Origin of the sequence: Mammaliicoccus sp. Dog046 (genome assembly GCF_034039665.1) — a bacterium.
In the GTDB taxonomy this organism is placed as follows: domain Bacteria; phylum Bacillota; class Bacilli; order Staphylococcales; family Staphylococcaceae; genus Mammaliicoccus.
In genome coordinates this window covers 1,573,781-1,598,778 of record NZ_CP120131.1, presented here as the reverse complement: position 1 = coordinate 1,598,778, position 24,998 = coordinate 1,573,781, and the positions used below count along the sequence as shown (strand labels likewise).

22 protein-coding genes are annotated in these 24,998 nt (G+C 32.8%); 19 read left to right on the top strand and 3 right to left on the bottom strand.

The window, feature by feature from the left end; all coding sequences use genetic code 11:
• The first annotated feature begins 3 nt into the window (after positions 1 to 3).
• The 6 genes from ffh (at position 4) to rplS (ending at position 3,823) form a co-directional block, all read left to right on the top strand.
• The gene (gene ffh, locus P3U32_RS07985; RefSeq protein ID WP_323702597.1) at positions 4 to 1,368 is read left to right on the top strand and encodes a signal recognition particle protein; all 1,365 of its coding nucleotides are present in this window, start codon (positions 4 to 6) and stop codon (positions 1,366 to 1,368) included.
• Positions 1,369 to 1,541: 173 nt separating this feature from the next.
• Positions 1,542 to 1,817 carry a 30S ribosomal protein S16 gene (gene rpsP / locus P3U32_RS07980; RefSeq protein ID WP_016910739.1) on the top strand — a complete coding sequence of 92 codons (276 nt, stop codon included), beginning with the start codon at positions 1,542 to 1,544 and terminating at the stop codon, positions 1,815 to 1,817.
• Between the two features lie 12 nt (positions 1,818 to 1,829).
• A complete protein-coding gene (locus tag P3U32_RS07975) occupies positions 1,830 to 2,057 on the top strand; it encodes a KH domain-containing protein (RefSeq protein ID WP_323702592.1) in 228 nt (75 codons plus the stop codon).
• A 62-nt stretch (positions 2,058 to 2,119) separates the two neighbouring features.
• Complete coding sequence (gene rimM, locus P3U32_RS07970) at positions 2,120 to 2,620, top strand: ribosome maturation factor RimM (protein WP_323702591.1); 501 nt, start codon at positions 2,120 to 2,122, stop codon at positions 2,618 to 2,620.
• Entirely contained in the window at positions 2,620 to 3,342 is a 723-nt protein-coding gene (trmD, locus tag P3U32_RS07965; RefSeq protein WP_323702590.1) for a tRNA (guanosine(37)-N1)-methyltransferase TrmD, read from the top strand. The genes rimM and trmD overlap by 1 nt, the downstream gene beginning before the upstream one ends.
• 130 nt (positions 3,343 to 3,472) lie before the next feature.
• Positions 3,473 to 3,823 carry a 50S ribosomal protein L19 gene (gene rplS, locus P3U32_RS07960; RefSeq protein WP_323702588.1) on the top strand — a complete coding sequence of 117 codons (351 nt, stop codon included), beginning with the start codon at positions 3,473 to 3,475 and terminating at the stop codon, positions 3,821 to 3,823.
• A 92-nt stretch (positions 3,824 to 3,915) separates the two neighbouring features.
• Here the strand turns inward: rplS and P3U32_RS07955 are convergent, their stop codons facing one another.
• The 3 genes from P3U32_RS07955 to P3U32_RS07945 form a co-directional block, all read right to left on the bottom strand.
• Positions 3,916 to 6,492, bottom strand: a complete 2,577-nt coding sequence (locus P3U32_RS07955) for a YfhO family protein (RefSeq protein ID WP_323702586.1) — start codon at positions 6,490 to 6,492, stop codon at positions 3,916 to 3,918.
• A 128-nt stretch (positions 6,493 to 6,620) separates the two neighbouring features.
• Positions 6,621 to 9,215 (bottom strand): YfhO family protein, encoded by a 2,595-nt coding sequence (locus P3U32_RS07950; RefSeq protein ID WP_323702585.1) that lies wholly within the window; start codon positions 9,213 to 9,215, stop codon positions 6,621 to 6,623.
• 17 nt (positions 9,216 to 9,232) lie between these two features.
• Positions 9,233 to 10,162, bottom strand: a complete 930-nt coding sequence (locus P3U32_RS07945; RefSeq protein WP_323702584.1) for a glycosyltransferase family 2 protein — start codon at positions 10,160 to 10,162, stop codon at positions 9,233 to 9,235.
• A gap of 81 nt (positions 10,163 to 10,243) precedes the next feature.
• On the opposite strand from P3U32_RS07945, the gene ylqF reads away from it, so the two are divergent.
• From ylqF to rpsB, 13 genes are all read left to right on the top strand, one after another.
• Complete coding sequence (gene ylqF, locus P3U32_RS07940; RefSeq protein WP_323702583.1) at positions 10,244 to 11,128, top strand: ribosome biogenesis GTPase YlqF; 885 nt, start codon at positions 10,244 to 10,246, stop codon at positions 11,126 to 11,128.
• Positions 11,109 to 11,885 carry a ribonuclease HII gene (locus P3U32_RS07935; protein ID WP_323702582.1) on the top strand — a complete coding sequence of 259 codons (777 nt, stop codon included), beginning with the start codon at positions 11,109 to 11,111 and terminating at the stop codon, positions 11,883 to 11,885. The genes ylqF and P3U32_RS07935 overlap by 20 nt, the downstream gene beginning before the upstream one ends.
• Before the next feature lie 104 nt (positions 11,886 to 11,989).
• The gene (gene sucC / locus P3U32_RS07930; protein WP_323702581.1) at positions 11,990 to 13,156 is read left to right on the top strand and encodes an ADP-forming succinate--CoA ligase subunit beta; all 1,167 of its coding nucleotides are present in this window, start codon (positions 11,990 to 11,992) and stop codon (positions 13,154 to 13,156) included.
• 17 nt (positions 13,157 to 13,173) lie between these two features.
• A complete protein-coding gene (gene sucD / locus P3U32_RS07925; protein ID WP_323702580.1) occupies positions 13,174 to 14,082 on the top strand; it encodes a succinate--CoA ligase subunit alpha in 909 nt (302 codons plus the stop codon).
• Between the two features lie 541 nt (positions 14,083 to 14,623).
• Entirely contained in the window at positions 14,624 to 15,565 is a 942-nt protein-coding gene (locus P3U32_RS07920; RefSeq protein ID WP_323702579.1) for a nuclease-related domain-containing protein, read from the top strand.
• Positions 15,566 to 15,782: 217 nt separating this feature from the next.
• Positions 15,783 to 16,667 carry a DNA-processing protein DprA gene (gene dprA, locus P3U32_RS07915; protein ID WP_323702578.1) on the top strand — a complete coding sequence of 295 codons (885 nt, stop codon included), beginning with the start codon at positions 15,783 to 15,785 and terminating at the stop codon, positions 16,665 to 16,667.
• A gap of 94 nt (positions 16,668 to 16,761) precedes the next feature.
• Positions 16,762 to 18,834, top strand: a complete 2,073-nt coding sequence (gene topA / locus P3U32_RS07910) for a type I DNA topoisomerase (protein WP_323702577.1) — start codon at positions 16,762 to 16,764, stop codon at positions 18,832 to 18,834.
• 200 nt (positions 18,835 to 19,034) lie between these two features.
• Entirely contained in the window at positions 19,035 to 20,339 is a 1,305-nt protein-coding gene (trmFO, locus tag P3U32_RS07905; protein ID WP_323702574.1) for an FADH(2)-oxidizing methylenetetrahydrofolate--tRNA-(uracil(54)-C(5))-methyltransferase TrmFO, read from the top strand.
• A 65-nt stretch (positions 20,340 to 20,404) separates the two neighbouring features.
• Entirely contained in the window at positions 20,405 to 21,283 is an 879-nt protein-coding gene (xerC, locus tag P3U32_RS07900; protein WP_323704857.1) for a tyrosine recombinase XerC, read from the top strand.
• Positions 21,284 to 21,296: 13 nt separating this feature from the next.
• Positions 21,297 to 21,839, top strand: a complete 543-nt coding sequence (gene hslV, locus P3U32_RS07895) for an ATP-dependent protease subunit HslV (RefSeq protein WP_323702573.1) — start codon at positions 21,297 to 21,299, stop codon at positions 21,837 to 21,839.
• Between the two features lie 35 nt (positions 21,840 to 21,874).
• Complete coding sequence (hslU, locus tag P3U32_RS07890) at positions 21,875 to 23,257, top strand: ATP-dependent protease ATPase subunit HslU (protein ID WP_416361246.1); 1,383 nt, start codon at positions 21,875 to 21,877, stop codon at positions 23,255 to 23,257.
• 18 nt (positions 23,258 to 23,275) lie between these two features.
• Positions 23,276 to 24,049, top strand: a complete 774-nt coding sequence (gene codY / locus P3U32_RS07885; protein WP_323702571.1) for a GTP-sensing pleiotropic transcriptional regulator CodY — start codon at positions 23,276 to 23,278, stop codon at positions 24,047 to 24,049.
• A gap of 160 nt (positions 24,050 to 24,209) precedes the next feature.
• The gene (rpsB, locus tag P3U32_RS07880) at positions 24,210 to 24,986 is read left to right on the top strand and encodes a 30S ribosomal protein S2 (RefSeq protein WP_323702570.1); all 777 of its coding nucleotides are present in this window, start codon (positions 24,210 to 24,212) and stop codon (positions 24,984 to 24,986) included.
• Positions 24,987 to 24,998: the final 12 nt, after the last annotated feature.

Sequence of the window (24,998 nt, the reverse complement as noted above, 5' to 3'; positions counted from 1 at the left end):
TTTATGGCATTTGAAGGGTTGTCCGAAAGACTTCAAGCCACGATGCAGCGCATCAAAGGTAAAGGTAAAGTAACAGAACAAGATATAAAAGCAATGATGCGAGAAGTAAGATTAGCGTTGTTAGAAGCAGATGTTAACTTTAAAGTAGTTAAGTCATTTGTAAACACGGTTTCTGAACGTGCATTAGGTGCAGATGTAATGCAATCACTGACGCCAGGTCAGCAAGTAATTAAAATTGTACAAGATGAATTAACTTCACTTATGGGTGGAGAAAACAGTAAAATTAATATGAGTAATAAACCACCTACAGTTGTAATGATGGTAGGTTTGCAAGGTGCAGGTAAAACGACAACTGCAGGTAAACTTGCATTATTAATGAGAAAAAAATATAACAAGAAACCATTACTTGTAGCATGTGATATTTATAGACCTGCCGCAATTCAACAATTACAAACAGTTGGTAAACAAATTGACGTTCCTGTTTATACTGAAGGGGATCAAGTTAGTCCTAAAGAAATAACAGATAATGCATTGAAATATGCGAAGGAAGAACATTTAGACTTCGTTATTATCGATACAGCTGGTCGACTTCATATTGACGAGGCATTAATGAATGAACTTGTAGATGTGAAAGAAGTATCTAAACCAGACGAAATTATGTTAGTCGTCGATTCTATGACTGGTCAAGACGCAGTCAATGTCGCTGAATCATTCGATGGAACACTAGACATTTCAGGTGTGACATTAACAAAATTAGACGGTGACACACGTGGTGGAGCTGCACTTTCAATTCGTTCCGTTACGCAGAAGCCGATTAAATTTATTGGTATGAGTGAGAAGCTAGATGGACTTGAATTATTCCATCCAGAACGTATGGCTTCAAGAATCTTAGGTATGGGTGACGTACTAAGCTTAATTGAAAAAGCACAACAAGGTGTGGACGAAACAAAAGCGAAAGAATTAGAAAAGAAAATGAGAACATCATCGTTTACTTTTGATGATTTCTTGGAACAGTTAGAACAAGTTAAGGGATTAGGATCAATAGATGATCTAATGAACATGATACCTGGTGCTAACAAAATGAAAGGCATGAAAAATGCTAACATGGATCCAAAACAAATTGATAATGTTCAAGCGATTATTCGTTCTATGACTTTAGAAGAAAGAAATAATCCAGATATACTCAATGTTTCTAGAAAACGTCGTATTGCACAAGGTTCTGGACGTTCTTTACAAGAAGTGAATAGATTAATCAAACAATTTGGTGACATGAAGAAAATGATGAAACAATTTACAGGCAGTAATAAAAAAGGCAAAAAAGGTAAACGTGGTAGTAATCCATTCCAAGGAATGAACTTACCATTTTAATATCCATTTAAAGAAAACGAGACACTCAGTTTTCAAAACAATTCAGTGTCTCGTCTTTCTTTTTGCTTAAAAAATAAATCGGTAAAGAGAAAACACTTTACAAATAATTTATATCCTGTTATAGTATGTACTTGTAGAAAAGAAATTATAAATGAGTAAGGAGTTTTTTAAACATGGCAGTTAAAATTCGTTTAACACGTAAGGGTTCAAAAAGAAACCCATTCTATCGTATAGTAGTAGCAGATGCACGTTCTCCACGTGATGGTCGTATTATCGAACCAATCGGTACTTACAATCCAGTAGCTAAACCTGAAGCTGAAATCAAAGTTGATGAAGAGTTAGCTTTAAAATGGTTAGCTGATGGAGCTAAACCTACTGATACAGTTCGTGATATCTTATCAACTCAAGGTATCATGGAGAAATTCCATAATTCTAAACTTTCTAAATAAGTGTAGATTAAATTGGAAAAATTAATACAAACAATTATAGTACCGCTCGTAGATTATCCGGAGAGCATCAATATATCTAAAGATGAACAAGATTCTAGCATTACGTTTAATATAGACGTTCATGAAGAAGACATTGGCAGAATTATTGGTAAGAAGGGTAGAATGATCAAAGCCATTCGTACAATTGTGTCTGGTTCAATGAACGAGTATGGAAAGAAAGTGTTTGTAGAAGTTAATTAAGAGTGCCTACTTGGTGCTCTTTTTTATTGTTGATATTGAATCAGTGAAGGAGGATTGGCGCAATGAAGGTTGAAATTGGAAAAATTGTAAATACACATGGTATAAAAGGTGAAATCAAAGTGTTGTCTGAATCAGATTTTACAGATGTAAGATTTCAAGTCGGACAATCGGTTACTGTGCAGAATAAAAATGAAGAATTGAATTATACAATTGCTTCACATAGAATGCATAAAAATTTTCACTTGTTAACTTTCGAAGGTGTAAACAATATAAATGATATTGAACACTTAAAAGGAAGTAAGTTATTCCAAGAACAAGAAAATGAATCTATTGAACTTGAAGAGAATGAATTTTATTATTCTGATATTATCGGCTGTACTGTATTTATTAAAGAAGATGCGCTTGGCAGAGTCATCAATATTATAGAAACTGGCGCAAACGATGTATGGGTCGTTAAAGGCGATAAAGAATATTTAATTCCTTATATTGAAGATGTTGTTAAACAAGTGGATGTCGACAATAAAACAATTATGATCGAACCAATGGAAGGTTTGTTAGATTAATGAAAATTGATTACTTAACATTGTTTCCTGAAATGTATGAAGGTGTACTGAATCATTCCATAATGAAAAGAGCCCAAGATAAGGAAATTGTACAATTCAATACAGTTAATTTTAGAGATTATGCGAATAATAAACATTCACAAGTAGATGACTATCCATATGGTGGTGGCCAAGGGATGGTGTTGAAACCTGAGCCTATCTTTAATGCATTGAAAGCTATTGAGAAGAATGAGTCAACGCGTGTTATATTAATGTGTCCTCAAGGGGAACCATTCACTCAAGAAAAAGCAGAGTCATTATCAGAAAGTGAACATATCGTATTTATATGTGGACATTATGAAGGATATGATGAGCGAATCAGAGAACACTGTGTGACGGATGAAATCTCGATTGGTGACTATGTATTAACAGGTGGAGAACTAGCAAGCATGACAATGACAGATGCAATTGTTAGATTGATACCAGGCGTACTAGGTAACCAAGTTTCACATGAAGATGATTCATTCTCATCTGGTTTACTAGAGCATCCTCAATATACGAGACCGGCAGACTTCGATGGATTAAAGGTTCCTGATGTTTTATTGTCTGGTAACCATGCCAATATTGAAGCGTGGCGTCATGAGCAATCATTATTAAGAACACAAACGCGTAGACCTGATTTGTTAGAACAATATCCGTTAACTGATAAGGATAAAAAATTCTTAAACAACAATAAAAAATAGATTGAATCAAATTACACAATGTGATATATTAATATAAGTGTGTGAGCACAATATCACTATGATCCGCTGCTAGCATTTAAAGTAATTTAATATACATTGGGCAAGAACATAGTCAGAAGGAGAGAATATAATGAGTAATAATAAGTTAATCGAAGCAGTAACTAAAGAACAACTTCGTACGGATATTCCAACATTCCGTGCAGGTGACACATTACGTGTACATGTACGTATCGTCGAAGGAAGTCGCGAACGTATCCAAGTATTCGAAGGTGTAGTTATTAAACGTCGTGGTGGCGGTATTTCTGAAACGTTTACAGTTCGTAAAATTTCTTACGGTGTTGGTGTTGAACGTACATTCCCTGTACATACACCAAAAATCGAGAAAATCGAAGTTAAACGTCGCGGTAAAGTACGTCGTGCGAAACTTTACTACTTACGTAGCTTACGTGGTAAAGCTGCTCGTATTAAAGAAATTAGATAAATTCAAATTCAACACATGCTTTTATATTAAAGTGTATGATGAATTGAACTTAAAAAACCTAGGACATCATGTCCTAGGTTTTTTGTGTTTAATTATTGCTTCGTTAACCATTTATTACGTCTTAACCAAATGAGTAATACAATGCCAATGAATGTAGCTAGCATACTTATTTTTAAGTATGGAGGTTCATATGAAATGATTACTTTTTTATCATCTTTATGAACTTTCAAACTAGACATGATATAATTCGCTTTTTTAATTGGAACTTCTTTACCGTCTATGCTCGCTTTTAATCCTTTTTTATAAACTAGTGGCATGACAAGGTTTCCTGAAGGATGCTCATTTAGATCAATTTCATAATGTGTGTTTTTATTTTTGAATTTAATGTTTTGTGATTTGAAGCCTTTTGATGCTTGTTTCAAAGTAGAAAAGTCTTCTCCATAGATTGATTTCAAATCAAACTTATAAGTGCCTTTTCTAAGTTTAATGTACACATTGTTACTTGATTTAACATTAGCAACTGTTGTATGATGCGGTCTTACATAAGGATACGTTAAACGATATCTAAATATTTTATTTTCATTAACGGCTACATAGTAGTTTTTATTTTTAGGCTTTTGAATTTCAGTATCCAAACCTAAGTATAAAGATTGATATTTTTTGTACGTATCTTTTGGCAATGTAATGTTTAATCCGCCACCATTTTTATGAACGGTTAACTTTTTATTATCGTATGATGCATTTTCATATTGAACATCAGCTGATTTTAATAAGTTTTCTGGTTTACTCACTTTTGCATTAGATGGTTGATCATTTGTAATAATGCCTTTCAACATTGCATGTTCTTTTTCTAAAGGTGATTTTAAATCTTTATCATGATATACGTTTTGAACAATACGTGCACTCGGTAATTTTTGAGTGTTTTCATAAATATGGAAGTGTTCCCCTTGGTCCTTAAATGAATCGATTCTATGTGAAAGAGCAGGATAATGTAAATCATTTTTCGCTTTGATTGTATAATCGACATTGAACAAACTATTCAAATTTGTTCGTTCAGAAAAGCTAGCATAATAACTATTACTATTTCTAGGCATGCTAATTAATAAATCTTTTTCATAAAATCTCAATATTTCAGCATTGTAAATACTACTATATAATTTCGTTCCGTTGAAGCTATAGTACATAGGTGAGTTAACTGATATAGGTTTAACCATATCTATACGTCTAAAGTCATCGGTTTGTTGATCTTTTAAGTGATTAATCTTAGAAGCCATCTTAGGGTTATAGATTAATCTTTTTTCAATTGTATTGATGTTAGGCGTATATTTTGTTAATACATGTTTTTGATAATCATGTATAAGCGTGAACTGATAAGCAACCATAATTAAGCAAAGGGCAATATTCATATATTTATAATGATGCTTAATGCTCATCATTAGTAATCCAATTACGATAGGGATAAATAATACCCAAAAGTAAAATGACTGCTGCCATATCGCTGAAATGATTATAAAGAGCACGGGTATGATAGATGCGTATAATAATTGTCTCATCGTAATTAATCGAATGTGTTGTAAAACCATACTCGTTAGTCCAGCTGATAATAATGCTAAAGCATATACCCATCTTCGTTGTGGCATTGAAAAACCATTAAAGAATGAGTCGAAATAGGGTGAAAATGAGCCTATTAATGTTAAAATTGTAAATATCGCAAATAATTTAAAATAATAAAATTTATATAGCGGCTTTAAAAATAGCGCGATCATTGCTAAGAAAGAAACAGTAATATAAAAACCACCATAAAGCATATTATATTGCTTAATAAATGGGATCAAAGGTGATACGTGGTTATTGGTAAGGGTACGATCATTATCTATAAAAGATAGAACGCCTTGCACAAAACCAAAGTTACCAATAAGGAAACCAATCATACCACATAGTACGAGATAGACTAATTTTTGTTTAATATTCAAGATGTCTGATTTGTATTTGAAGATGATTCGATACAGTGCATAACATGCTAAAATAATAAATTCATAATATGTAAAATAAAAATTAGATGTGATGGTCACTGCAATAGCCAATATTAGGACAGTTATTTTTTTCTGTTTAAATAGTCGCTCGATACCTAATATAGATAACGGTAAATAAAACATCACATCACTAAAGAATGACCAAGTAAACGTAAAGTAATAAAATACGGTAGAACAAGCGTAAAGCATAGCGCCAGCAAATGCATATGACTTTCGCATTTTGAAATTTAAAAACAATAGATAAGTAACAACGATTGTACATGCGCACTTGAATATCGCAATAAAGAGTTGGCTAGTAAGGACGATATTAAACAATTGTTCCGCATGCGTTATAGATTGATAAAGTAAAGTGAAGCCTATACCAATCCATGCAAATGGCGACGTTGAATAATAATAACTTAAGTTAGAGAAATAGTCTCCGCCAATACCAAATCCTATATCATAGAACATCGTAAATTGTTTTGCGTGTTCTGCAAGATACATTTGGAAAGGAATCATTTGTTTAAGACCATCACCAACGCTAGTATATAAATCGCCGTGAATAAAATAGCGATATAATGCAGGTGTATAAAATAGAAAAGCAGTTGCAACAGCAATTATTAATAAATAAATGATGTGTTTGATCTTGTGTGACATGTTTAGACCTCTTATCTTGAATTTACTTTATGAGATTAATCAATTATTCCCAAATATTGAATTTTGTAAACGCATAAAACGGCAACACAAGATTGTGTTGCCGTTTTATTATTAGAATGATTAATCATTTATTTTTTATGTCGTACTTTTCGTGTGAATAATATAGATAAAATGATACTTATGAATGAAATGAGTAACATAGTATTGAAATAGGGTGGTTTATATTTAATTTCAATATGTTTTGCATTTTTATCGACATCTATACCTGTCATGACATGATTAACGGCGTTAACTTCAGCTTCTTTGCCATCCACATAAGCGTATAAGCCTTTTCTATATGGAATATTGATCACTGCTGTACCTTTTTCGTGTGATTTTAAATGAATATCAATGTTGCCACGGTCTTCTTTATAAGTATAGTCTTTCTGTTTATCAGCTTGTTTAAGTACTTGATAATCTTCACCATATAATCCTTGTAGATTCAACTTGTAAACGCCATTTGTTAAAGACAAATTGATCTTTCCATCTTTAGGTACAGGAATACGGTACAGTAAATCATCTTGATTCATTCGGTACTTAGAATCTGCAAACAGTCTTTGATTTTCATACCCATTAACATCAAAAATAAAGTTCGATTGTGGTGGTTTGCGTTCGAGATGTAACATTAAATACAAGTCTTTATATTTTGAAGTTACTGATTGAGGTAGTTTTAATGTAATACCATCACCATTTTTAGGTACAGTTAGTGTTTGATTTTTATAAACTGCATTTCTTTTTTGAATAGATACTTGATCAAGTATATTTTTTGATTTATCAAGATGATTAAATGATTTCGTACTATCACTAGTAACAACACCTTTAATCATTGCATGTTCTAAGTCTAACGGATTACTGATTGCATTCGCATTATAATAATTATTTGTCACTTTCACAGAAGGTAATAGTTGTTCGTTTTCAAGTATTTGATATTTACCATCATCACTTAAAAGTTTAAAGTTAGCTGGATATTCTTTTTGGTAACTTTTTTTCATTATATATTTCGTTGACCACAAACTATATAAGTTTGATCTACTTTGCATATCGCTATAACGACTTAACGATTCATTTTGAAGATTGACTTTTGCTTTTGAATATAAATAATGATTTAAATTACCATCAAAGATACTTGAATAAATGCTCATTCCTTTAAATTGTTGGTACATAGGCGTATTGTCTTGATTTAAAACACGCCAACCAATTCTTTCGTCTGGCTGAAGATGCTGATTTAATTTGTTTATATGTGACCGTTGTAGTTCACTATCAAATGTACTTGCTTGTATAAAAAATGAATTAGCTCGGCGTTCGTGATCATCGTGATAAATTTGATTTTTACTATGCGTTTCAGAAACGAGAAAAGACAGTAATAATACTAAACTTGTATAAACAATGATTGTTACACGATAATACTGTTTCAATGTCAGTACTACTATACCGACAATATAAAGTATAGGAACCATCCAAATCCATATCACGACATCTTTAGTTATGAAATAACTTGTAAATATAATGACAAAACTCGGAATACCCGTAAGTAAGTATTGTTTTAACGGAATTGATTTAAAGTAATAAATATAACTCGCTATTAATCCACTAGAGAAAAAGGTAAGTAAATAGTGCCACCTTTTCTGTGGTGCAGAAAAGCCGTTAAAAATACTATCAACAATAGGTAAGAAACTTGCGATGATTAATGCAATCGTAATGAAGCTGAATAACCGATAATAATAATGTTTATAAAGTTTAAAAGTAAGTAATGCTTGGATAGCAATAAATAGTACAACAACTAAATAATTATCATAGAAAATATTATCATTCTTTGTAAAATCAGAAAGTAATGGAATACTTCCTTGAAAAGAAACTCTATTGTTGCCTATAAATCCACGAGCAGCATGAAAGAATACGAATAAACTGCTACCTAAGCCTAATACACTACCAATGATAAGTAGTTTGAGTTGTTGGAATCTCGGCACTATATCGTCTTTATGTATGAAAATAAAGCGATATAAGAAATATGCTAAACCGACAAGTAATTGATAATATGCAAAATAAAAGTTATTGATAAATGTGATTGTTACTACAAAAATGAAAATACCGATTCTTTTTGTCTTTAAAAAACTTTCAATACTATAAAGCAGTAACGGTAGCAAAATAAATACATCACTGAAGAATGGCCAGTATACAGCGAATCTAAAATATATGGGTGATACAGCAAATAAGAAAGCTACTGTTACTGAACTAAGTGTGTTGAAGTGTATTTTTTTGAAGTATAAATATGATGCACACATAATTAGAAAAGATTTAAAAATCGAAATGATAATTGCATTTTGTGCCCAAAAAATCATATGGTCAGTTTTAAAGTTAAAAATAAAACTACCGATCCAAATACAAATGACATTAACAACAAATAATATATTCGTAGAGAAATAGTAGGCGAGATCAGTAAACATATCTCCGCCTAAGCCTAAATCAGTCGCATAGAAAAAGGAGCCACGTGTCCAATGATCATATAAATACATTTGAATAGGTAGCATTTGTTCAATGCCATCATTCGGTCCTGTAAAAAGGACGCCATCTTTCAAGTAGCGATATAAAATGTATCCATGACCTAATATTGCAAGTAAACTGAATAATAAAATGATTTTTAATAGTGACTTGTTATGTAAGTAGTTTTTTATTTTAATAATCATACGTTTCACCTGTTTATTTATTTTTCATGTTTGATATTAGATTGTGCGATGATATATTTTGGACGATGTTTCGTTTCGTAATAAATGCGACCGATATATTCGCCAATGACACCAAGGCTAAATAATTGTAAGCCTCCTAAGAATAGAATCGCAGATATAATCGTGAAATACCCTGGCGCTTCTATTCCATGTAGTAAAATGTCTACGAATGTAACCATAATGTATAGGAGACAAACGATCATCGTTAAACCACCTAAATAAAAACAAACACGCAAAGGTTTATTGTTGAAACTAATTATACCATCGATGCCATAATCAATCAGTTTGAAGAAAGAAAACTTGGATTTTCCATCATGTCTTTCTTGGTGGTCAAATGTAACTGTTGTCTTATTAAAGCCGACCCATTCGAAAATACCTTTTGAAAATCTATTGTATTCTGTTAGGTTGAGTATGGAATCGATGACTGGTCTGGATATTAAACGGAAATCACCTTCGCCACTTTTTAATTTCACGTCTATCATGCGATGTGAAATTTTATAAAATAGATTTGCTGGTATTTTTTTGAAAATCGATTCATTTTGTCGATCTCGTAAAGCGACAACTTGATGATATCCTTCGTTATGTAATTGTACTAATTCAGGTATAATTTCGGGAGGATGTTGTAAATCTGAGTCCATAATAATGGCTGCGTCGCCTTTACAATGTTCTAATCCACAATACATGCCAGCCTCTTTGCCGAAGTTGTTTGAGAATGAAACGTATTTAACATGTTCATCTTTTTGAGACAAAGATTCTAAAACTTGTAATGAATTGTCTGAAGACCCATCATTAATAAATAACAACTCATATTGATGCTGTAAATTTAAAAAGACGTTTGATACTTTTTCATGTAAAATAGAGATATTGGTTTCTTCGTTATAAAGAGGAACAATAATTGAAATAAACATAAAATAAACAACCTCCAAAAAATTATATATATGTAAATATATCACAATAAGTGATTTTTAGTTAAGAAAGGATAATTACAAATGACAATACAATGGTTTCCAGGTCATATGGCCAAAGCGAGAAGAGAAGTAACAGAACAACTGAAAATGGTAGACGTGGTATTTGAACTCGTTGACGCACGTATACCTCTATCTTCAAGAAATCCAATGATTGATGACATCGTTAAACAAAAACCACGTGTCGTGATCTTAAATAAAAAAGATATGTCAAAACAAAGTGAAACAGATAAGTGGATGCAATATTTTAAGAATCAAGGTTTCTTTCCCGTTCAAATAGATTCTAAACATGGTAAACATTTGGGAGAGCTTATGAAAGCGGCACAAGCTGCAACACAAGAAAAGTTTGATAGAGAAAAACGAAAAGGTCTTAGACCAAGAGCAATAAGAGCAATGATAGTAGGTATACCTAATGTCGGTAAGTCTACATTAATTAATAAATTAGCGAAAAAGTCTATCGCTAAAACAGGTAATACACCAGGTGTTACGAAAAAACAACAATGGATAAAAGTTGGAAAAGAATTAGAATTATTAGATACACCAGGGATATTATGGCCAAAATTTGAAGATCAAACGATTGGTAAGAAATTAAGTTTAACTGGTGCAATTAAAGATAGCATCGTTCATTTAGATGAAGTAGCGATATATGGACTGAACTTCTTAATTAAAAACGATCCAGAAAAACTTCAAAAGTTTTATCAAATTGAATTGAATGAAGAAGACGAAGTAGTAGATTTATTTGATCAAATTGGTAAACGTAGAGGCATGTTGAAACGTGGCAATGAAGTTGATTACGAATCTGTAACCGAACTTATAATTCGCGACCTGAGAAATGCAAAGGTCGGTAATTACTGTTTTGATGTTTATGAAGAAATGAAGGAAAAATATAATGAAACAGAAGAGCATTAAAGAAATTACTGAAGAAATCATCGCATTAAATACTTTCGATGAAATTGAGCATTCAATTTATCAAGATGATGAGAGAAAAGGTGTACAAAATGCACTTTTAAAAAGACGTAAACAAATCGAAAAAGCAGAAGCTTTAAAAGAAAAATATATCAAGATGAATGAATATGAAAATCAAATCCTATCAAATAATGATGAAGCGTTGATTTGTGGTATTGATGAAGTAGGAAGAGGACCGTTAGCAGGACCAGTTGTAGCGAGTGCTGTTATCTTGCAACCTAATCATCAATATATCGGGTTAACAGATTCTAAAGCTTTATCACAGAGTAAGCGTATTTTCTTTGAGCAACAGATTAAAGAACAAGCTTTATCGGTAGGCATTGGTATTGCGACAGTTCAAGAAATTGATCAATTAAATATTTATCAAGCGACAAAACTAGCAATGCAACGAGCGATTGATCAATTAAGTTATAAACCTGATCATCTTCTAATAGATGCAATGACGCTAGATAATGGTATTGAACAAACATCCATTATTAAAGGTGATTTGAATAGTGTATCTATTGCAGCAGCAAGTGTCATAGCCAAAGAATATAGAGATAGATTGATGGATGAATATCATTTAGAGTATCCAGGGTATGAATTTGATAAAAATAAAGGCTATGGTACAAAAGCGCATTTAGATGGGATAAACCGTGAAGGTATAACGCCAATTCATCGTTTAACATTCGAACCAATAAAATCAAAAGTGAAATATTAGTCTAACAATTCTAAAAATTGCGTCCTCCTTGTTTACAATAACGCTTACATTTCCTATAATTGAAAAGTAAGCAAACATAATTGTATGTATTAGGAGGATGGAGAATGAATATCCATGAGTATCAAGGTAAAGAGATTTTTCGCTCTATGGGCGTAGCTGTACCTAATGGTTCAGTGGCTTTTTCACCTAGTGAAGCAGTAGAAAAAGCAAAAGAATTAGATTCAAATGTTTATGTAGTTAAAGCACAAATCCATGCTGGTGGACGTGGTAAAGCTGGCGGAGTTAAAATTGCTAAATCTATTGATGAAGTTCGCGAGTACGCAAAAGAATTATTAGGTAAAGTACTTGTTACACATCAAACTGGTCCAGAAGGTAAAGAAGTAAAACGTCTTTTAATTGAAGAAGGATGCGATATTCAGAAAGAATATTACATTGGCTTTGTTATTGACAGAGCTACAGATAGAATTACTTTAATGGCGTCTGAAGAAGGCGGAACTGAAATTGAAGAAGTTGCAGCAGCAACACCTGAAAAAATCTTCAAAGAAGTTATTGATCCAGTAACTGGATTAATGCCTTATCAAGCTAGAAGAATTGCATTTAATATTAACATCCCTAAAGAATCAGTAAATAAAGCTGTAAAATTAATGATGTCTTTATATAATGTGTTTGTAGAAAAAGATTGTTCAATTGTTGAAATCAACCCACTTGTTACAACAGGTGAAGGTGAAGTTTTAGCACTTGATGCAAAAGTGAACTTCGATGATAATGCTTTATTCAGACATAAAGATATCGTTGAAATGCGCGACTTAGAAGAAGAAGACGAAAAAGAAATCGAAGCATCTAAATATGATCTATCATATATTGCTTTAGATGGAAATATTGGTTGTATGGTAAACGGCGCAGGTTTAGCGATGGCGACGATGGATACAATTAATCACTTTGGCGGAAATCCGGCTAACTTCCTTGACGTGGGGGGCGGCGCTACTAAAGAAAAAGTTACAGAAGCATTCAAAATCATCTTAGGTGATTCACAAGTTGAAGGTATTTTCGTTAATATCTTTGGTGGAATCATGAAATGTGATGTTATTGCTGAAGGTATTGTAGCAGCTGTTAAAGAAGTTTCATTAGATATGCCTTTAGTTGTTAGACTAGAAGGTACTAATGTAGAACAAGGTAAACAAATCTTACAAGAATCTGGTTTAGCAATCGAGCCAGCATCAATTATGGCTGATGGTGCTCAAAAAATTGTTAAATTAGTTCAAGAACGATAAGAAAGGCGGAGAGTTACGTGAGTGTATACATCGACAAAAACACAAAAGTATTAGTTCAAGGTATTACTGGTGCAACAGCACTTTTCCATACGAAACAAATGCTAGAATACGGTACACAAATCGTTGCTGGGGTTACACCTGGTAAAGGCGGCCAAGTAGTTGAAGGCGTACCTGTATTTAATACAATAGAAGAAGCAGTAGCAGAAACTGGTGCTACAGTATCAGTTATCTATGTGCCAGCTCCATTCGCAGCAGATGCGATTGTTGAATGTGCAGATGCTGAATTAGATTTAGCTATTTGTATCACTGAACACATTCCTGTTATTGATATGATTAAAGTTAAACGATACTTAGAAGGTAAGAAAACACGCTTAATCGGACCAAACTGTCCAGGTGTCATTACTGCAGACGAATGTAAAATAGGTATTATGCCTGGTTACATTCATAAAGAAGGTCATGTAGGTGTTGTATCACGTTCTGGTACATTAACTTATGAAGCGGTACATCAATTAACTCAAGCGGGTATTGGTCAAACTACAGCTGTTGGTATTGGTGGAGACCCTGTAAACGGTACAGACTTTATTGATGTGTTAAAAGCATTCAATGAAGATGACGAAACATATGCAGTAGTTATGATCGGTGAAATCGGCGGAACAGCTGAGGAAGAAGCAGCTGAGTGGATTAAAGCGAATATGACTAAACCTGTTGTAGGTTTCATTGGTGGACAAACAGCACCTCCTGGGAAACGTATGGGACATGCTGGTGCGATTATTTCAGGCGGTAAAGGTACTGCAGATGAAAAAATCAAAACACTTAATGATTGTGGCGTAGAAACAGCAGATACACCATCTGTTATTGCTGAAACATTGATAAATCGTATCAAAAAAGAAGACGGTTTATATGAAAAATGTTTAACAATCAAATAAATTAAATTGAAATCAAATAAGTGCAGTGGATAAATTAGTTTTTACACTGTGCTTATTTGACGTTCTGTAAATATATTTAAAATGCCGACAAGTCTATGACTTTGTCGGCGTTTTTTTATGCGCATGATCTACAAAAATTGATTAGAAGTGTAGATCAAGTATGAAATAGGTGTGAATATTGTGCTAACGAGATAGTTTAAGGAAACAATCCCGTTAAAGTATGAAGCAGCTTTAAAACGCAGTAAAATCATGAAAAAACACGAGAATTATGGCGCTAACGAGATAGTTTAAGGAAACAATATCGTTAAAAAATCTAACGAGATAGAAAGTGAAAACAATCTCGTTAGATACGAAATTAGCTCTAAAATGAAGTGAAAACTCGAAAAAACATGAGAATTATAGCTCTAACGAGATAGTTTAAGGAAACAATCTCGTTAGAGAAGGTATTCTAAAACAAAAGATTTTACTTCATTTTTTATAGACGAAATTAGATACTTATATTATAATAAATGCAAAAATATGTAATGAATAGGAGAGGTAAATGAAATACAAATTAGACATGTTATATTTAAAGGCACTTGATTCAAGAATTGAACAGACCGATTTTCAATTAGAATTGAGAAACAAAATGCTTGGATTTGAAGGTGAATTAGCAGTTGATCAAATGTTGAATTTATCAAACCAAATCATATACAGGCATGACTTAGAATTTGTTGCACATAAACAAATTCAAATTGATTTCCTCGTTGTACACAACAACCAACTCAGTATTTTAGAAGTAAAAAATTATTTTGGTGATTTTGAAATTTATGAAACTTGTATGAAAAATGCGTACAATCACCAATACCCATCCCCCTTTATACAAATGGATACCACTAAGAACACACTCAATCAAATTCTCTACTCAAATAATATTAAAATTCCAATCAATGAATACCTCATATTTCCGAATGAAACTTTCTCTGCAAGAACAACTATTCCACATCGATCTAAAGTACTATTAAGATCAGAATTCTATAAATTCCCCAAACTATTTCAGTCCTATCAAATTGCTACAGACCAACAATTACTCCAACAAATATGTCAATTACAAACACCATTTTCACATAAATATAAATCAATTGATAAAGTAGATTTTTCGAAAATAAACAAAGGTTTAAAATGTCCTAACTGTAAAAGTATTCATACTATAATATTTGAAAAATTTAAGAAATTTTCGATATGTCAAAATTGTAATAAAACAATAAAAAGAGACGAACTGTATCGTTTTAATATATTGGAGCTTGCCATAATAAATGGTGAATCTGGTTTTACAATTGATGAAGCTGTAGATTGGTGTGAAGCTAAAAATATATTTACAGTTAAAAAAATATGTAATCAAAATTTAAGTTCTACTGGGGAAAGATACAAAAAGTATTATTTAAACCTTTCTGATGAGCAATTACAAAGTTTGGGCAATTTATATTGGAATATAAAGAATTGAGGTATCTAGTAATTTTAACGAGATTGTTCAAGGAAACAATCCCGTTAAAAAATCTAACGTGATAGAAAGTGAAAACAATCTCGTTAGAGTAAGCACTAGCACTAAAACAGAGTGAAAACTCAAGATATTATGAAAATCCTAACGGACAACTACCACAAACAATCCCACTAAAAAATTTTTACCACAATTAAATATACGTAAAGGAGTTGCTGCTTATATGAACCAATATCAGCAAACGGTTTTAAGGTTAATTTATTCTGGCTTCTCGACGAATCATATACATAAAATGTCGAACTTCGATCATGAACTTAAATTTCTTTCTTTTCAAAATGAATTTTCGGAATTCATTTATAGGTTCGGTTTAAAATACAATTTAACTATGGATAAATATCATCATTTTCTTAATAGTGACATTTTATATATTAAAAATGAAATACGTGATAGGAATATCCAACTTGTATTTAGCGATGACGTAATATATCCTAAGTTATTAAAGGAGATTTATGATTATCCTTTCTTATTATTCTGTAAAGGTGATATTTCTTTATTAAATAATAAGAAGAAATTAGCTATAGTTGGTGCACGAAATGCTACAACTTATACTGAACAAATTTGTAATGCTTTAATTCCTGAGTTAGTCGATGCACAAATTACTATTGTGTCTGGTATGGCAAAGGGGGCTGATTATTTTGCACATCTTAAAGCAATTGAAAATGGTGGACATACAATTGGCGTTGCTGCCTTTGGATTAGATTATCATTATCCTAATGCTACAAGATATATAAATGAATGGATGAGAAAGCATCATCTTATCGTTTCTGAATATTATCCATCTACTAAAGTACAAAAATGGCGTTTCCCTGAAAGAAACAGGATTATTAGTGGTTTATCTCAAGGTGTTCTCGTTACGGAAGCGAATAATCGTAGTGGTTCACTTATTACGGTAGACCAAGCTTTAGATCAAAATAGAAATGTTTATTGTTGTCCTGGATCTATTTTTAACGAATTAAGTAGAGGTGTAAATAAGCGGATACAAGAAGGCGCAAAGGCTGTTCAGAAGGCACAAGATATTATTGAAGATTTTAAAGTTTTTTATGATTAAAAATGAATTTTATAAAATGTTTTAATTGACAAAGCTGAATTTGTCAGTTTATCATTTACACTTGTAATCAATAGAATAGCAAGGGGGAGTTACTTTGGCAGAAAATCTTGTCATAGTCGAATCGCCTGCAAAAGCTAAAACCATTGAAAAATATTTAGGAAAAAAATTTAAAGTCGTTGCATCTATGGGACATGTGAGAGATTTACCGCGTAGTCAAATGGGCGTTGATGTAGAAAATAATTATGAACCTAGATATATAACGATCAGAGGAAAAGGACCAGTCGTTAAAGATTTAAAACGTTATGCAAAAAAAGCAAAAAACGTTTATCTCGCGAGTGACCCGGACCGTGAAGGTGAAGCAATTGCATGGCATTTAGCACATATATTAGATATAGATGAAAATAAAAAATCACGAGTAGTATTTAATGAAATTACTAAAGATGCGGTTAAAGAGAGTTTTAAACATCCGAGAGAAATTGAACATGAATTAGTGGATGCACAACAAGCTCGCCGTATTCTAGATAGATTAGTTGGTTATAATATTTCACCAGTATTATGGAAGAAAGTTAAAAAAGGATTATCAGCAGGTCGTGTTCAATCTGTAGCTTTAAGATTAGTTATTGACCGCGAAAATGAAATCAATAACTTTAATCCTGAAGAATACTGGACAATTGAAGGATTATTTAAACACAAAACGAAAACGTTTAATGCAAAATTCCTTCATGAAAAGAGTAAACCAGTTAAACTTAAAACAGAAAATGATGTTAAAAAAATAACAACACAATTAGATGGAGATAAGTTTGAAGTTACTCAAGTAACGAAAAAAGAAAAACTTAGATATCCTGCAAAATCATTTACAACGTCTTCGTTACAACAAGAAGCGTCACGTAAATTAAATTTCAAAGCTAGAAAAACGATGATGCTTGCACAGCAATTATATGAAGGTATCGATTTAAAAAGACAAGGTACAGTCGGTTTAATCACTTATATGAGAACAGACTCTACACGTATTGCTGACAGTGCGAAAGCTGAAGCAGCAACGTTTATCGAAGAACAATACGGTAAAGAGTACTTATCAAAGGCGAAAGCAGCAAGTGGTAAACAAGGGGCTCAAGATGCACATGAAGCGGTTAGACCAACAAGTGTGCAACGTACACCGGATCAAATGAAAGCATATTTATCACGTGACCAACATAGATTGTATAAATTGATTTGGGAACGATTTATGGCTAGTCAAATGGCTCCTGCGATTGCAGATACAGTTGCAGCAGACATTACACAAGGCGATTTGAAATTTAGAGCGAATGGTCAAACAATCAAATTTAAAGGATTCATGAAAGTTTATGTTGAAGCTAAAGATGACACTGATGAAGAGAAAGAGGGTAAATTACCTCCATTAGAAAAAGGTGACATGGTTACAGCAGAAAAAATTGATCCTAAACAACATTTCACTCAACCGCCACCACGATATACTGAGGCGCGATTAGTGAAAACACTTGAAGAATTGAAAATTGGTAGACCATCAACATATGCGCCAACAATAGATACAATTCAAAAACGTAACTATGTAAAATTAGATCAAAAACGATTTATACCTACTGAATTAGGTGTAATCGTACATGAATCAGTTAAAGATTACTTCCCAGAAATTATTGATGTTGATTTCACAGTGAATATGGAAACATTATTAGATAAAGTAGCCGATGGTGAAATTGAATGGAAAAAAGTAATCGAAATGTTCTACGAGAACTTTAAGATTGATGTTGCAAGAGCAGAAGAAGAAATGGAAAAAATAGAAATTAAAGATGAACCAGCTGGAGAAGACTGTGAGTTATGCGGATCTCCAATGGTATTCAAAATGGGTAGATACGGTAAGTTTATGGCTTGTTCAAATTTCCCAGATTGCCGTAACACGAAAGCAATTATTAAAACAATAGGCGTTAAATGTCCGAAATGTCACGAAGGTGACGTAGTAGAACGTAAGTCTAAAAAGAATAGAATATTCTACGGTTGTTCGAAATATCCAGAATGTGATTATACTTCATGGGATAAACCGTTAGATCGTGCGTGTCCAAAATGTGAAACTGTATTAGTGGAACGTAAAAAAGGTAAATCAGCACAAGTTATATGTCCAAATTGTGACTATAAAGAACAAGAACAAAAGTAGATACCCAACTAGGGGGCGAGACAATGAAATCTAGGTTCTAGATTTCGGTCAGCTCCCTTGTTTTTTTGAGTTTAAAGAATAAAATGTAAAGAATTGTTAATTTTTTTTGATAATTGCAGTTATTTTATTTGCTTAAATTCAGATTTGTTATACAATTCAATATGGAGAAAAAATAGAAAAGTCGAGGAGGCCATTTTAATATGACTTCAATTAATGTTATAGGTGCTGGCTTAGCGGGGTCTGAGGCAGCATATCAAATCGCAAAAAGAGGTATACAAGTAAATTTATATGAGATGAGACCGGTAAAACAAACACCAGCACATCATACAGATAAATTTGCTGAACTAGTTTGTTCAAATTCTTTAAGAGGTAACCAACTTACAAATGCAGTAGGTGTTCTTAAAGAGGAAATGAGACAACTAGATTCATTAATTATTAAAGCAGCTGATCAAGCACGTGTACCAGCAGGTGGTGCATTAGCAGTAGATAGACATGATTTTGCGGGATATATTACTGATACATTAAAAAATCATCCGAATATAACTGTGAAAAATGAAGAAATCACTCAAATACCTGAAGGTCCAACAATCGTTGCAACGGGTCCTTTAACAACTGAAGGTTTAACTAAGCAAATTATGGATATAACAGGTGAAGAGCAATTATATTTCTATGATGCAGCAGCACCAATTATTGAAAAAGAATCAATCGATATGGATAAAGTATATTTGAAATCTCGTTATGATAAAGGCGAAGCGGCTTACTTAAACTGTCCGATGACTGAAGAAGAGTTTAATGTATTCTATGATGCATTAATCAACGCTGAAGTAGTTCCTTTAAAAGAATTTGAAAAAGAAATTTACTTTGAAGGTTGTATGCCGTTTGAAGTGATGGCTGAACGTGGGAAGAAAACATTATTGTTTGGTCCAATGAAACCTGTTGGATTAGAAGATCCTAAAACAGGAAAAAGACCATACGCAGTTGTCCAATTAAGACAAGATGATGCGGCAGGTACTTTATATAATATTGTTGGGTTCCAAACACATTTGAAATGGGGCGCTCAAAAAGAAATTATTTCATTGATTCCTGGATTAGAAAACGTGGACATTGTTCGTTACGGTGTTATGCACAGAAATACATTTATTAATTCACCAAATGCTTTAAAAGAGACGTACCAATTAAAATCTCGCGAAGATTTATTCTTTGCTGGTCAAATGACGGGTGTTGAAGGTTATGTTGAAAGTGCAGCAAGTGGATTAATAGCGGGTATCAATGCAAGTAAACTTATTGAAGGACTTGAGCCAATCATTTTCCCGAGAGAAACAATTATTGGTAGCATGGCTTATTACATTACGCATGCGAATAATAATAAGAACTTCCAACCAATGAATGCAAACTTTGGATTGTTACCAACGCTTGAAAAACGTATTAAAGATAAAATGGAAAGATATGAAACTTTAGCTAATCGTGCGCTTAAGCACTTAGATTCGTTTAAAGTGATGCTATAGTGAAAAATTTTCAGAATTAAGTTAATTGTGATACAATTCAGATAAATCAGGAGGCGTATGTGATGATGTACGATATTGAGCAACAATTTGTAGATATGCTAACTTATGAGAAACAATTTTCTGACCATACATTAAATGCTTATCAACTTGATTTACATGAATTTAATGCGTTTTTAGAAGCAGAACATATTTCTATTGAGTCATTTGAATATAAAGATGCAAGGAGATATCTTGCGTTTTTATATGATAAGGGCCATAAACGTACTAGCGTATCACGCAAAATTTCAACATTACGATCTTTATATCAATATTGGATGAGTATAGACAGTAAGATACAAAATCCCTTTATTCAACTCGTCCATCCTAAAAAAGAACATCATTTACCTAGTTTCTTTTATGAAGAAGAGATAGAAAAATTATTTCAAACTTTGAATGATGGTAAGAACACGAATATTCGTGACCGTGTCATCTTAGAAATTTTATATGCGACTGGTATTCGTGTATCGGAACTTGTTCATATTAAATTAACAGATATCGATTTGAATTACTCTTTTGTAAAAGTACTTGGTAAAGGTAGCAAAGAAAGAATTGTTCCTTTCGGTGAATATTGTCAAAGTGCGATAACAGATTATTTAGAATCGTTCCGAAATCAATTTAAATTAGATCATGAATATCTGATTGTGAATATGAGAGGTCAGCCACTAACAGAACGTGGTGTACGCTATGCACTAAATGAAATTGTGAAACGCACACAAGGTGTGTATCATATTCACCCGCATAAATTGCGACATACTTTTGCAACACATTTGTTAAATCAAGGTGCCGATATGAGAAGTGTTCAAAGTTTATTAGGACATGAGAGTTTATCGACAACAAGTCAATATACACATGTGACGAAAGATCAATTAAGAAAAGTTTATTTATCTGCACATCCTCGTGCATAAAGGAGAATGAAGAATGAGCTCATCATTACATGCAACTACAATATTTGCAATTAGACATAATGGACATTCTGCAATGGCAGGTGATGGCCAAGTAACTTTAGGTGAACAAGTCATTATGAAACAAACAGCGAGAAAGGTAAGACGCCTTTATCATGATAAAGTTGTCGCTGGATTTGCTGGAAGTGTGGCAGATGCGTTCACGTTATTTGAAAAATTCGAAGTGAAGTTACAAGAATACAGTGGGAACTTAACCAGAGCTGCTGTGGAGCTTGCACAAGAATGGCGTGGAGACAAAATGTTACGCCAACTTGAAGCAATGTTGATCGTGATGAATGAAACGGATTTACTTGTCGTTAGTGGAACAGGTGAAGTAATCGAACCAGACGATGGCATTATAGCAATTGGTTCAGGTGGAAACTATGCATTGAGTGCTGGGAGAGCATTGAAATCATATGCACCACATTTATCAGCGAAAGAGATTGCTGAAGCTTCATTAAATACTGCTGCAGATATTTGTGTGTTTACAAATCATGAAATTAAAGTAGAAGAATTATAAATGGAGGGTTTAGGTTGTCAAACAATCAATTAAAAATGACACCGCACGATATTGTTGATCGATTAAACGATCACATTATTGGTCAACAAGATGCGAAACGTAAAGTCGCAATTGCATTGAGAAATAGATATAGAAGAAGTTTATTAGATGAACAACTGAGAAACGAAATTATTCCAAAGAATATACTCATGATTGGTCCAACAGGTGTAGGTAAAACTGAAATTGCTAGAAGAATGGCAAAATTAGTTGGTGCACCATTTGTTAAAGTTGAAGCAACAAAATTCACAGAAGTTGGATATGTTGGCCGAGACGTTGAAAGTATGATTCGTGATTTAGTTGAAGTTGGGCGTAGAATTGTTAAAGAAGAAAAGAAAAAAGAAGTTTATGACGATGCTGTTCAAAAAGCGAATGAGAAACTTGTTAAATTACTTGTGCCAAGTATGAAGAAGAAAGCACAAAGTAACAGTAATAACCCGCTTGAATCATTATTTGGTGGTCAATTCCCTAACTTTAATCAGCAAGATGAAGTGGAAGAAGCACCGACTGAAGAAGTTAAAACGAAGCGAGAAGATATTAAACAACAATTGTTAAAAGGCGAACTTGAAGAAGAAATTGTCAAAATCAAAGTTGAACAAGAACAACAATCACTTGGTATGATGGGTATGGATAACAATCCACAGATGCAAGATATGCTTAGCCAAATGATGCCGAAGAAAAAAATCGAGCGTCAATTACCAGTGAAGACTGCAAGAAAAATTCTAACTGATGAAATCGCTAATGAATTAATCGACCAAGAATCTGTGAATGAAGAAGCTATTCAATTAACAGAACAAATGGGTATGGTATTCATTGATGAAATTGATAAAATCGCGGTAAGTAATAGCAACGGTGGTCAAGATGTATCACGTCAAGGTGTACAACGAGATATTCTACCAATCGTAGAAGGTAGTGTCGTACAAACGAAATATGGTTCAATCAATACTGAACATATATTGTTTATTGGTGCAGGTGCATTCCACATGTCAAAACCAAGCGATTTGATACCTGAACTTCAAGGTAGATTCCCAATTCGTGTAGAATTAGACAGTTTGACAACTGATGACTTCGTAAAAATATTAAAAGAACCAAAACAATCGTTATTAGATCAATATAAAGCATTGCTAGAAACTGAAATGGTGACGATTAACTTTACAGATGAAGCAATTAACAGATTGGCTGAAATTGCATTCCAAGTAAACCAAGAAACAGATAATATTGGTGCAAGACGACTGCATACTATTCTTGAGAAAATGCTAGAAGACCTTTCTTTCGAAGCATCAAATATGCCAAATGCAGTTGTGGATATTACACCTGAATATGTAAATCAAAAATTAGAATCAATCGCTACAAATAAAGATTTAAGTGCGTTTATTTTATAACAAAAGGAGAACAATTAAATGAGTTTATTATCGAAAACGAGAGAATTAAATACATTATTACAAAAACATAAGGGGATTGCTGTTGATTTTAAAGATATGGCAAAAACAATCAGTGACGTAACTGTTACAAATGTTTTTATAGTATCAAGAAGAGGTAAAATTTTAGGTTCAAGTTTAAATGAATTATTAAGCAACGAACGTATTATTCAAATGCTAGAAGACAGACATATTCCAAAAGAATACACAGATCAATTAATGCATGTTGAACAAACTCAATCAAACATCGGTATTGAAGATGTATTAACTGTATTCCCACCAGAAAATGAAGAATTATTTGTAAATAGTAAAACAACTATCTTCCCAATTTTAGGTGGCGGTGAAAGATTAGGAACATTAGTAGTTGGTCGTGTATCTGAAGATTTCAATGAAAATGACCTAGTATTAGGAGAATATGCAGCAACTGTAATTGGTATGGAAATTTTAAGAGAAAAACATAATGAAATTGAACAAGAAGCGCGTGATAAAGCAGCGATTAATATGGCAATTAACTCACTTTCATATTCAGAAAGAGAAGCAATTGAACATATCTTCGAAGAATTAGGCGCACCTGAAGGATTATTAGTTGCATCTAAAGTAGCTGATAGAGTAGGTATTACGAGATCAGTTATTGTAAATGCTTTAAGAAAATTAGAAAGTGCTGGCGTTATCGAATCACGTTCTCTAGGTATGAAAGGAACGTTTATTAGAATTAAAAAAGAACGTTTCTTAGATGAATTAGGTTTATCTAAATAAAACACTTGATGAACGTTTGTATATATGATATATTAAAAAACGGCTATAAAAGCCAAATTCACACATAAACACAGACATTATAGAGTGGTGCAACATTTATTAATTGTTGTTTCTATAACGAGTGATTATGGCGGAATACAACCAATTAGGAGGAATTATCATGGCAGTTATCTCAATGAAACAATTGCTTGAAGCAGGTGTTCACTTCGGTCACCAAACACGCCGTTGGAACCCAAAAATGAAAAGATACATTTTCACAGAAAGAAACGGAATCTACATTATTGACTTACAAAAAACAGTTAAAAAAGTTGACGAAGCTTACAACTTTATTAAATCTGTATCTGAAGAAGGCGGTAAAGTATTATTCGTAGGTACTAAAAAACAAGCACAAGAGTCAGTTAAAGAAGAAGCTGAACGTGCTGGACACTACTACATTAACCAAAGATGGTTAGGTGGTACATTAACTAACTACAAAACAATTTCTAAACGTGTAAAACGTATTTCTGAAATCGAAAAAATGGAAGAAGACGGTACTTTCGAAGTATTACCTAAAAAAGAAGTTGTAGAACTTAAAAAAGAATATAACCGTTTAATCAAATTCTTAGGCGGAATTCGTGATATGAAATCAATGCCTCAAGCATTATTCGTAGTTGACCCTCGTAAAGAGCGTAACGCGATTGCTGAAGCACGTAAATTAAACATTCCAATCGTTGGTATTGTTGATACAAACTGTGATCCAGATGAAATCGACTATGTTATCCCTGCAAACGATGATGCTATCCGTGCTGTTAAATTGTTAACTGGTAAAATGGCTGACGCTATTTTAGAAGGTCAACAAGGCGTTTCAAATGAAGATGTAGCTGAAGAGCAAAACATCGACTTAAAAGAAACAGAACAAGCACCTAAAGAAGAATCAACTGAAACTACTGAAGCATAATTTCAAAAAGGT